Here is a 12,121-nt window from a genome sequence, read left to right on the forward strand (position 1 = left end):
ATTCTTTATTTTTTGTTTTAAATCCCTGCAAAGTTAGTAAAAGTGTCGGTATTATTGGGCTGTTTCGTGAGATTATGTTACATTTGCCAAGCTAAAAAACGACACACTATGATTACATTTACTCTATGCCTGCTTGCATTGATAGTAGGCTATTTTACGTATGGACGCCTGATGGAGCGCGTCTTTGGTCCGGATGACCGTAAAACACCGGCATTAACCAAGGCTGATGGAGTGGACTATATCCCTTTGCCAACCTGGAAGATTTTCATGATTCAATTCCTTAATATTGCAGGATTAGGCCCGATTTTCGGGGCAATAATGGGAGCGAAATTCGGAACATCTTCTTATTTATGGATAGTATTGGGAAGTATTTTTGCAGGTGCGGTGCACGATTATTTTGCAGGAATGCTTTCTTTGCGTAATGGTGGTGAAAGTTTGCCTGAAATCATCGGTCGTTATTTGGGACTTACGACGAAGCAGATAATGAGAGGATTTACCGTTATCCTGATGATTCTCGTAGGTTCAGTGTTTGTGGCCGGTCCTGCCGGACTGCTGGCAAAGCTTACACCGGAAAGTTTGGATGCCACATTTTGGATAGTCGTTGTATTTGTCTACTATATCTTGGCTACTTTATTACCGGTAGATAAGATTATTGGTAAAATCTATCCGTTGTTTGCGGTGGCACTACTGTTTATGGCAGTGGGCATTTTAATGATGCTTTACGTCAATCATCCTGCTCTGCCGGAGATATGGGATGGTTTACAAAATACAAATCCCGAAGCGAGCGAGCTTCCTATTTTCCCGATTATGTTTGTGAGTATCGCCTGCGGCGCAATTTCCGGTTTCCACGCTACGCAAAGTCCTTTGATGGCACGTTGCATGACATCGGAACGTCACGGTCGCCCAGTGTTCTACGGCGCGATGATTACCGAAGGTATTGTTGCCCTTATTTGGGCTGCCGCCGCTACTTACTTCTTCCATGAGAACGGGATGGGAGAGAGCAATGCTTCCGTTATCGTGGATGCCATTACAAAAGAATGGCTGGGAACAGTTGGCGGAGTGCTCGCTATCTTGGGAGTGATTGCCGCCCCGATAACTTCGGGAGATACGGCTTTCCGTTCCGCCCGTCTGATTGTGGCGGATTTTCTGGGATTGGAACAAAAAAGTATGCGTCGTCGTTTATACATCTGCATTCCGATGTTCGTAGTGGCTATCGGTCTGTTGTTATACAGCCTGCGTGATGCGAACGGATTTAATATGATATGGCGTTATTTCGCCTGGGCTAATCAGACATTGGCTGTGTTTACCCTATGGGCTATAACGGTATTTTTGGCGGTATCCAAGAAACCTTATATCATTACTTTGATACCTGCATTGTTTATGACAAGTGTATGTTCTACTTATATATGTATTGCTCCCGAAGGATTAGGACTTTCGCATGTAATTTCTTATAGCGTTGGTATAGCGTGTGTAGTGATTGCGGCTGTTTGGTTCTACGTTTGGCTGGGCAAGCAGAAAACAAGAAAATTATCAGAATGAAGAAAATAAAGAAATCGACGGGAGTTGCGTTAGCATTCCTTATTTATGTATCAGTAACTGCGGCTTATTTGTTGCCACGTAACACTGAAGTTGGTCTGACAGAGAAAATACTGACGGTGGCCGTATCTTATGTCATTGTCTTCCTTCTTTGGTTGGTGCTCCGGAAAAAGGAACAAATGCGTGAACGCCGCAAAAAAGACGAACAATCTATTCACTTAAAAAAGTAAGTTTATGAAGAAATTAGCTTTGGCTCTTTGCTTATTGGCAGTCTCTTTCACTGCACAGGCACAATTTGAGAAAGGAACTACGATTATTAATCCCTCATTGTCGGGATTGGACTTTTCGTATAGTAAAAATGATAAAGCAAAATTTGGTCTTGGTGCACAGGTCGGTACGTTCTTTGCCGAAGGTATTGCCCTGATGGTAAATGCCGGAGCCGATTGGTCGAAACCGGTAGACGAGTACACAATAGGTACGGGAGTGCGTTTCTACTTTAACAAAACCGGCATTTATTTAGGTGGTGGACTTGACTGGAACCGTTTCCGTTGGAGTGGCGGCAAGCATCAGACTGACTGGGGATTGGGTATCGAAGCCGGATATGCTTATTTCCTTTCACGTACAGTGACTATCGAACCTGCCGTTTATTATAAATGGCGTTTCAATGACGGTGATATGTCACGCTTCGGCGTTAAGATAGGATTCGGGTTCTACTTATAAGAGAGAATCCGATAGAATACAAAATAATAATCCCTTGCGGAAGTATAGCTTCTGCAAGGGATTATTTATTAGAATCAAGTTTGATGCTCTTTACAGCATAAACGTTGCTTATCCCAGTTTTTCTTTCAGGAACTGTCCCGTATAGCTTGCTCCGCAAGCAGCCACTTCTTCGGGAGTACCTACGGCTACGATGTTTCCACCTTTGTCTCCACCTTCGGGACCGAGGTCGATTACATAATCGGCACATTTGATAACGTCCATATTATGCTCGATGATTACGATGCTATGTCCCCGACGAATCAGTGCGTCGAAAGCATCCAGTAATTTGCGGATATCGTGGAAATGCAATCCCGTAGTCGGTTCGTCAAAGATAAACATAGTCGGGTCTGCTTTCTCCTGGCTTAAATAGAATGCCAGTTTCACGCGCTGGTTCTCACCGCCGGAAAGAGTAGAAGAAGACTGGCCTAATTTGATATATCCAAGTCCCACATCTTGCAGAGGAAGCAACTTTTTCACAATTTTCTTCTGTCCGTGTTCGTTGAAGAATTCGATGGCCTGATTCACAGTCATTTCCAATACATCATAGATGCTTTTATCGTGGAATTTCACTTCCAGCGTGTCGGATTTGAAACGCTTCCCGTGACAGGATTCACATTCCAATACCAGGTCAGCCATAAATTGCATCTCTACGGTGATTGTTCCGTCACCCTTACACTCTTCGCAACGTCCACCTTCGCTGTTGAAACTGAAGAATCCGGCTGTGTAGCCCATTTGTTTAGCTAAAGGCTGTTCAGACCACAGTTTGCGGATTTCGTCATATGCCTTGATATAAGTCACCGGGTTGGAACGCGATGATTTGCCAATCGGATTTTGGTCTACAAATTCTACATTCCTCAGGTCGCGCAGGCTACCGCCGATAGAGGAGAATTCTCCCGGACGGTCACTACACTCATCCAGTTCACGCTTCAGTGCCCGGAAGAAAATATCTCTTACCAGCGTACTCTTGCCGGAACCGGAAACTCCGGTAACAACTGTCATTACGTTGAGCGGGAAACGGGCGTCCACACCTTTTAGGTTATTTTCGCGTGAACCTTTTAATTCTATATAGTTGTTCCACGGACGGCGATGTTCGGGAACGGGAATTTCTTCTTCTCCCAAAAGATAACGCACCGTGTGACTGTTACTTCCTTTTTTCAGGTCTTTCATGTCGCCCTGATAAACGACTTCTCCCCCCAGACGTCCGGCATTAGGTCCTATGTCGATGATGTAATCCACAGCACGGATAATTTCTTCGTCATGTTCCACGACTACTACTGTGTTGCCTAACCGTTGCAGTTGGCGCAATACAGTAATTAATCGGTCGGTGTCACGACTGTGAAGGCCGATACTTGGCTCATCGAGGATATAAAGGCTACCTACAAGGCTACTTCCCAATGAGGTCGCCAAATTGATACGCTGACTTTCTCCGCCGGAAAGGGAATTGCTTAAACGGTTCAAGGTCAGATAACCTAAACCGACATCAATAAGGAAGCGGATGCGACTGTTAATCTCAAGCAGGATACGACGGGCTACATTGCTGTCGTGCTCGTTGAGTTCCAGACCGTCAAAGAACTGCTTTAATTCTGTGATAGGTAAATCTACCAGTTCGGAGATATTCTTTCCCCCAACCCGTACGTATCCAGCTTCCGGTTTCAGACGTGTGCCGTGACATTTCGGACAAAGCGTCTTTCCCCGGTAACGGGCGAGCATCACACGATACTGGATTTTATATTGATTCTCCTCCAGCATCTTGAAGAAATCATTGATGCCATGAAAGTACTGGTTGCCCTCCCAAAGCAAACGGCGCTGTGCATCCGTCAACTCAAAATAAGGTGTGAAAATCGGGAAATCGAACTTTTCCGCATTATGGATGAGTTCTTCTTTCCATTCTCCCATCTTCTCGCCGCGCCAACATACGATGGCTCCTTCGTATACGGATAAAGAACGGTTGGGCACAACCAAGTGCTCGTCGATACCGATCACTTTGCCGAATCCTTCGCAGGTAGGGCAGGCTCCGATAGGAGAGTTGAACGAGAACATTTGGTCGTTCGGTTCTTCAAAGACGATGCCGTCCGCTTCGAATTTCGTGCTGAAAGTGTGTAGCTTCGTTGTTCCGTCCGAAAGGTAGAAACGCAGCATGCAGGTTCCATCACCTTCATACATGGCTGTTTCGGCAGAGTCGGTCAACCGGCTCATGGCATCCTTGGTGGTAGCTACCGCCATACGGTCTACCAGCAGATAGACTTCATCACCTGCCACGGGCGTATATTCATCTATACGTTTCATTTCACCGTTCACTTCGATACGGTTGAAACCCTGTTTCAGGTCTATTTCCAACTGTTGTTGCAGGGTGCGGTCTTCACGCAGGCGGATTGGTGTCAGCACCGTATATCTTGTACCTTCCGGATACGAGAGCATACAGTTTACGATATCTTCCGTCGAATGTTTCTTCACTTCCTGTCCGCTGACGGGGCTGTATGTTTTTCCCACGCGGGAATACAGCAGGCGGAGATATTCGTAAATCTCGGTCGAAGTCCCCACAGTAGAACGCGGATTGCGGCTATTCACTTTCTGTTCGATGGCAATGGCGGGCGGAATCCCTTTGATAAAGTCACATTCCGGCTTGCTCATTCGTCCCAGGAACTGACGCGCATAGCTGCTCAAACTTTCTACATAGCGGCGTTGTCCCTCTGCATAGAGGGTATCAAAAGCGAGGGAAGATTTGCCGGAACCCGATAATCCGGTGATTACAACAAGTTTGTTGCGTGGTATATCTACATCGATGTTTTTTAGGTTGTTTACTCGTGCACCTTTAATCGAAATATAGTTATTTTCTGACATAAAATACTCCTTGTTTTATGGTAGTCGGCAAAGTTAGCGAATTTATCGGGAGTTTGTATTATCTTTGCGTCACATTATTACGATTTAAGAATATTATGAAGCTGAAAAACTATCTTTTACTTTTAGCTCTTCTTCTGGCGGTAGGAGTGAGGGCACAGGTGCCATCCGGCAATAAATATCCTAAACGTGAATTTCGTGCAGCATGGATACAGGCTGTCAACGGCCAGTTCCGGGGGATTCCTACCGAACGGCTGAAACAGACATTGATTAGTCAGTTGAACTCTCTCCAGGGAGCCGGTATTAATGCTATCATCTTTCAGGTACGTCCCGAAGCGGATGCATTGTACGCTTCACAACATGAACCGTGGAGCCGTTTCCTGACCGGAACGCAAGGACAGACTCCTTCTCCTATGTGGGATCCGATGCAGTTTATGATTGAGGAGTGCCAGAAGCGGAATATGGAGTTTCATGCCTGGATTAACCCTTACCGTGTGAAGACTTCATTGAGGAATCAGTTGGCACCGGAGCATATTTATCACCAGCATCCTGAATGGTTCGTAACGTATGGCGATCAGGTATATTTCGACCCGGCACTTCCTGAAAGCCGGGAATATATTTGCAAAATTGTGACTGATATTGTGTCCCGTTATGATGTGGATGCCATTCATATGGATGATTATTTCTATCCTTATCCTGTTAAAGGTTTGGATTTCCCGGATGATGCGAGCTTTGCCCGTTATGGGGGTGGCTTTACGAATAAAGCGGACTGGCGTCGTAGTAATGTCAATGTGTTGATTAAGAAGCTTCACGAGACTATCCGCGGGATAAAGCCGTGGGTGAAGTTCGGTATCAGCCCGTTTGGTATTTATCGTAATCAGAAGAGCGATCCGTTGGGAAGTAATACGAATGGTTTACAGAATTACGATGACTTGTATGCCGATGTCCTGCTTTGGGCACGTGAGGGATGGATTGATTATAATATTCCGCAGATTTACTGGGAAATAGGCCATAAGGCTGCCGACTACGAGACTTTGGTGAAATGGTGGGCTACCCATTCGGAAAATCGTCCGTTGTTTATCGGTCAGTCTGTGCCGAACACTATTCAGCATGCCGACCCGCAGAATCCTTCCATCAACCAGCTACCACGAAAGATGGCTTTGCAGCGTGCTTATCAGACTATCGGAGGTAGTTGCCAATGGTATGCGTCGGCTGTTGTCGAAAATCAGGGAAGATACCGTGATGCTTTAGTGAGTGAATATCATAAATATCCTGCTTTGATTCCTGTCTTTGACTTTATGGACGATAAGGCTCCGGACAAAGTGCGCAAGATGAAAAAGGTATGGACAGAAGACGGTTATGTTCTTTTTTGGACTGCTCCGAAAGCAGAAACAGAAATGGACAAGGCTGTTCAATATGTAGTGTACCGCTTTAGCGGAAAAGAAAAAGTGAATCTCGATGACCCTTCACATATTGTGGCTATCACTCGCAATCCTTTCTACAAACTTCCATATGAGACAGGAAAGACCAAGCACCGTTATGTGGTAACGGCTTTGGACCGCCTTCACAATGAATCGAAGTCTGTAAGCAAGAAAGTGAAACTTTAGTAAAGTAGAAAGCCTGCAACCCCGCAGGCGATAATCATCAGAATCGGATTTACTTTGTATTTTCTTGTCCCGATAAAGGCAATCAGGAAGATTATGATACTGATAACGAACGAATAAGTATCTTCCGTAGGTGAACCGAAATTCTCTACATTCATCAATACCAGTGCGGCAGAAGCCAGCAGTCCTACGACTGCTGGTCGCAGCCCGCTGAAGATAGATTCTACTACCGGATGTTTTTGATATTTCAGAAAGAATTTACTGATAGTCAGCATTAAGATAAAAGAGGGAAGAACCACTGCAAAAGTGGCAATGATAGAACCCCAAACGCTGCCTGTCGAAGTAAATCCTACATAGGTCGCCGCATTAATGCCTATCGGCCCCGGAGTCATCTGGCTGATAGCGACAATATCTGTGAACTCCTGCGAACTTACCCATCCGTAGCGGGTCACCACCTCGCCTTGAATCATGGAAAGCATGGCATAACCACCGCCGAAGCCGAAAAGCCCAATCTTGAAAAACGTATAAAATAACTGGATGTAAATCATGGTGCTAATAACAAATTTCTAAATACAAGTTGTACATTACAAATAATGAAGGGTGTCTTTCCTTCTTCACTATTCGTTTATTCTTCCTTCTTCGCTTTTAAATCTTCCTTCTTTCTTAGTTTTCCCCAAAGGAAACCGCCTACACCCGCAGCAATGATAATCCAAATCGGTGAGAAGCCCAGCAGCCAAATCAGTAAGGCTGAAACAACGGGAATCCACAGATTATAGCGATTGATTTTGGCTGACCGTCCCATTGTAAAGGTTGGTGCGGCGATAAGTGCCACTACTGCCGGGCGGATACCTTTGAAGATACGCTCCACTATCGGATTATCCTTAAAACTATGGAAGAACAGGGCGATAGCCAATATAATAATGAAAGACGGCAGAATTGTTCCCAACGCCGTGATGATGCTTCCCCGGATGCCGCGCAACTTATATCCTATAAAGATAGAAATATTAACCGCCAGGATGCCGGGGGCAGATTGAGAGATAGCCAGCAGGTCGATAAAGTCTTCCTGCGCTATCCATTTTCGCTTGGTCACAATTTCATTTTCGATGAGTGGCACCATTGCATACCCGCCGCCAATGGTAAAAGCGCCTATTTTAAAAAAGATTCCAAATGCTTCGAGATAAATGTTCATTCTTCTTTTTCTCCTTCTTCCTTATGTACTGCTCTTTTCTCTTTGAAGTATTGACTGGGACTTACGTTGTAATGCTTCTTAAATACTTCACGGAAGTATTTGGCATCACTAAACCCTGTCATCTCCGCTATTTCTGTTATGCTATGTGCGTCTTCTTTTAGCAATTGTATGGCACGCTTCAACCGAATTAACCGGATATAATCTCCCGGTGCCTGGTCGGTGAGTGCCCTTAGCTTGTTGTAGAAACTGGTGCGGCTCATACCCATCAGACTGCAAAGCACGTCCACCGTAAGAGCCGGATTATCTATGTTGTCTTCCACATTCTTCTTAACGTTGGCGATAAACTTCCAGTCAATATCTTGTGAACAGTTGATACAATCTTCATCATTCTCTTCATCTTCCAAATCCAAATTGGCGTACTTGCTGCGCAGCAGGGCACGGTTAGCCAGCAGATTGGAGATGTTAGCCTTTAGGATACCGATGTTGAACGGTTTCACTACATATTCGTCCGCACCGATATTGAGTCCTGAAAGAATATCCTTCTCGTTGTTGAGGGCTGTCAGCAGGATCACGGGAATATGAGATGTTTCGATATTGTTCTTTATAGCTTGGCACAATTCATCCCCTCGCATTTCCGGCATCATGATGTCGGAAATAACCAACTCCGGTTTGTATTCGGGAATAATAGTCAATGCTTCCTTTCCGTTGGAGCAAACCTGGATGGTATAGTCTCCGGATAATGTCTGCGACAAGTAATTACGCAATTCGTCATTATCTTCCACGATTAAGATTCGCTGGTGGCCTGCATTTTCTTTCTTTTGTGCAGTTTCGTAAATCTCAGGTGATGGAGCCGCATCATCGTTGAGGCTTTTGATTTCCTGACGTTGCTTGCTTGGAGTCGCCAGATGTGCTTTCCGATAAAGCTTACTGTCTTTCGGGAAAGTGATTTTAATCACGGAACCCTGATTCTCCACACTCGACAGATTAATCTTTCCTTTGTGCAACCGGACTAATTTCCATACGAGCATCAGTCCGATACCGCTACCGGTCACTTTGGAATTGATGGCATTGCTGCCGCGGAAATGAAGTTTGAACAGCTTGTTTTGTTCACTGGCCGGAATACCGATACCCGTATCTCTCACTTCCACACTCCACGAATCGGATGTCTCTGAAACAAAAATCTGTACGTTTCCATTTTCCGGTGTATATTTCAACGCATTTGAAATGATGTTCTTGAAGATGGATTCCATCTTCTCCTTATCAAACCACACATTCATGTACCTGAAATTACTTTCATAAGTGAAGTTGATATGTTTTATATTGGCATATTGCTGGAATGCGTTGAATATTTCATTCATAAACGTATTAAGTTCATGTTCCGAAATATATAGTTCCGAAGAATATACGTCCGCCCTTTCAAAGTTGATGAGATTGGTTGTGAGACGTAGCAAGGCATTCACGTTACGTAGAGCCGTATTCATATTTGAAATACCTTCTTTGCTTAATGTCTCTTTTTCACGCAGTTCTTCCAAAGGTGCTTTGATAAGCGTCAACGGAGTACGGATGTCATGTGCCGTATTGATGAAGAAGTGTATTTTCTCGTCGGATACTTTGCGTTGTTTCCTTAAAATCAGGATGCGTAGTAGAATCAAGGCAATGAGAAATAGTATGCCTGCATATAATAGTACTGCCCAAAAAGTCAACCAAAAAGGTTGTGCAATGATAATGTCAAGGCTTCTTTCTTCGAGTACGATACGTTTGTCTTCATTGGAGATGGCACGTACTCGCAGTGTATATTTTCCCGGTGCAAGATTGGTGTAACGAATTGTACTCTCGCTGCCGGGTTTACTCCATTCTTTGTAGAAACCATCCAGTTTCCAGGAATAAAGGATGTTGGACGGATAATCGTAGTTGATGGAAGAAACCTGCAAAGAGAAAATATTCTGATTGTATTTTAGTTCCAGAACTTTGGTGTCATTGATGCTCTCATTCAACGGGGAATCACCATCTCCGGGATAAATAGTCTGATAGAAGAGTTTGAAATCGCTGAAAATCATCTTGGATGAATAACTTCTGGGTAGCTTCATATCTTTATGAAACTCGACTGCCCCATCAGAACTACCAAGAACAAAATTATTATTTTTGCGTAATACGCCGGACAAGGCATTAAAATGCGTAGTCATCAATCCCATATCTTCTGTCCAGTTATAAAATTTCTTTTCTTGGGGATAGAAGCTGGTTAATCCGGTTTCTGTACTCATCAGTATTTCTTTATCCGCATCCGATAATATGGTGTAGATATTATTGGATATCAAGGCACAATTCTCCGAATAGTAATGGGTAAACAGCTTTGTATTACAATCGTAGATCAAGAGCCCCGATCCACTCGTACCTATATATAAGGAACCGTTCTTTGCCTGATATAAAGAGTAGATATACGTTGATTCTACCGGGAGTTTGATGCGTTCCCATTTTCCGGATTCTTTGTCCAACAGGCACAAACCTGTAGCGCTACCTATCCACATACTTTTCTCATCTTTCTCAACGATGGCAGTAATGGAATTTAAGCCTTGGTAAAATCGTACGTCCTGTGTTTTCAGATTGATACGTTTCAGGTTGTAAAACCCTCCTGACCAAATGTATCCCTGGCAATCCATCTTGATGTCACGTATATACTTATCTGGTCGCATGCTTGTACGGGTATATAGCGGCGGCATAAAATAGCTGACACTGAATGTCTTTTTGTCTATTTGGTAAGCGCCGGAAGAATAACCGCCCGCCCAAATGGTTCCGGGAGCTACTTCGCAAAGAGTGAGGAAAATATGGCTTTTATTTTCCTGTGACTTCTCAAATGAACTAAGCACCGAACGCCACTGACCGGTCTTTGAGTTGAAAAAGCTGATACCGTTGTTTGTTGCAAACCATAAATCTCCGTCACTGTCTTCAATGATTGCGTTCACTTGGTCGTTGATTAAGGACTGTTTGTTGCCTATGGAGTGCTTGATCCATTTGTAACTGGAGTAGCGATTGTTCTGTATCGTTACCCCAATAGGGTAATTTGCCAACCAGATCCGTTCTTCATCATCTACATAAATGTCATTGATACTATTGCCGTTCATGCCGTTATTACTGTTGTAATCTGTGATGATGAAAGGCTCTATGTGGTAGGTTTCGACATTCATTTTGTGTACGCCGCCACCATCCGTGGCTATCAGTAATTCTTTGTCGTCGAGTGGTCTGAATTTGCTGATACTAATATCTTTCAGGTTATATTCCGGTTGTGTGATGGACTTGATGCTCATGTCGTAAACCAAGACACCCCGCAGGAAAGTTCCTATGAATAGTTTACCGAGCTTTCTGTCGAAATGCAAGTCAATGACCTGTGCTTTCACATTCTCCAGTTTGTCACAGTGGATAAGTTCCAAAGTGTTATTCTCCAGCTTGGCATAGTGTATTCCCAGTTCCGTACCGATATAGAAATGAGTTTCATCTATCTGCTCCATGTCAGTGATTTCTCCTTCTATATCATTCTTGATATGGCAAATTTCACCGGTTGTAGTGTCAAAGAGGAAGATTGTCTCCTCATTGCACAACCATATATGTTTATTTTGGTCGAGCCATGCAAAGCTGACCGGAGCAGGGAGGTCGCGGAAGTTCTCTATGGGTAACTTATAGGCAAGTTCGAAAGTGTCATGAAGCTGGTCATATCGGAATATCTTACCTTTTTTCCCGATTTCCCACAAGACTCCATCCCGGTCAATATACAACCAGTTAAGGTTTAACAGAGAATTCACTTCTGTGTCACCATCCATTAACTTATATCGCTTAAAATCTTTTCCATTATATCTATCAATACCTTCGTGCGTGAGGAACCACATATAGCCGGTTCTGTCTTTTTGAATACAATAAACTCGCCTGTTACTTAACCCATCCTCCACTCCAAGATATTGATACGTCTGAGCGACACAGGTTAAAGGAAACAATAATAATAGAAAAATCCACTTTTTCATACAAATAGGACTTTTAAGGGTTATTGAATCTTATTTTAGAGGGGGAAAGTTTGACAAAATTAAAAAGAATTTTTGATACTACAAAATTTTAAGGTAAGATTACATGACTCTTAAAGTGAAGCGGATAAGGTATTTTATCGCTATTTGTATAAGCTGTTTATTTAAGGATGTTTAGTTGCAAAAAA

Annotated in this window: 8 protein-coding genes; 4 read left to right on the forward strand and 4 right to left on the reverse strand. The window is 43.7% G+C overall.

Annotated elements, in window-relative coordinates; genetic code table 11:
* Positions 1-108: 108 nt before the first annotated feature.
* Genes HC965_RS00610 through HC965_RS00620 form a run of 3 tightly spaced genes read left to right on the forward strand, consistent with a single transcriptional unit; the run spans position 109 to position 2,256 of the window.
* Positions 109-1,539 (forward strand): carbon starvation protein A, encoded by a 1,431-nt coding sequence (locus tag HC965_RS00610; RefSeq protein ID WP_191029608.1) that lies wholly within the window; start codon positions 109-111, stop codon positions 1,537-1,539.
* Positions 1,536-1,766, forward strand: coding sequence for a hypothetical protein (locus tag HC965_RS00615; RefSeq protein WP_022138347.1), 231 nt, complete (start codon positions 1,536-1,538; stop codon positions 1,764-1,766). Before HC965_RS00610 ends, HC965_RS00615 begins: the two co-directional genes overlap by 4 nt.
* Positions 1,767-1,770: 4 nt before the next feature.
* Positions 1,771-2,256 carry an outer membrane beta-barrel protein gene (locus tag HC965_RS00620; protein WP_191029609.1) on the forward strand — a complete coding sequence of 162 codons (486 nt, stop codon included), beginning with the start codon at positions 1,771-1,773 and terminating at the stop codon, positions 2,254-2,256.
* Between the two features lie 108 nt (positions 2,257-2,364).
* On the opposite strand, the gene uvrA is transcribed toward HC965_RS00620, so the two are convergent.
* On the reverse strand, positions 2,365-5,136 hold the full coding sequence (gene uvrA / locus HC965_RS00625; RefSeq protein ID WP_191029610.1) for an excinuclease ABC subunit UvrA: 2,772 nt from the start codon (positions 5,134-5,136) through the stop codon (positions 2,365-2,367).
* 17 nt (positions 5,137-5,153) lie between these two features.
* On the opposite strand from uvrA, the gene HC965_RS00630 reads away from it, so the two are divergent.
* Positions 5,154-6,740 (forward strand): glycoside hydrolase family 10 protein, encoded by a 1,587-nt coding sequence (locus tag HC965_RS00630; protein WP_191029611.1) that lies wholly within the window; start codon positions 5,154-5,156, stop codon positions 6,738-6,740.
* On the opposite strand, the gene HC965_RS00635 is transcribed toward HC965_RS00630, so the two are convergent.
* From HC965_RS00635 to HC965_RS00645, 3 genes are all read right to left on the reverse strand, one after another.
* Entirely contained in the window at positions 6,737-7,285 is a 549-nt protein-coding gene (locus HC965_RS00635; RefSeq protein ID WP_191029612.1) for a chromate transporter, read from the reverse strand. The genes HC965_RS00630 and HC965_RS00635 overlap by 4 nt on opposite strands.
* Before the next feature lie 77 nt (positions 7,286-7,362).
* Entirely contained in the window at positions 7,363-7,926 is a 564-nt protein-coding gene (locus HC965_RS00640; RefSeq protein ID WP_191029613.1) for a chromate transporter, read from the reverse strand.
* A complete protein-coding gene (locus tag HC965_RS00645; protein ID WP_191029614.1) occupies positions 7,923-11,936 on the reverse strand; it encodes a two-component regulator propeller domain-containing protein in 4,014 nt (1,337 codons plus the stop codon). Before HC965_RS00645 ends, HC965_RS00640 begins: the two co-directional genes overlap by 4 nt.
* Positions 11,937-12,121: the final 185 nt, after the last annotated feature.

It is taken from the genome of Bacteroides sp. GM023, from assembly GCF_014750685.1.
Lineage (GTDB): Bacteria > Bacteroidota > Bacteroidia > Bacteroidales > Bacteroidaceae > Bacteroides.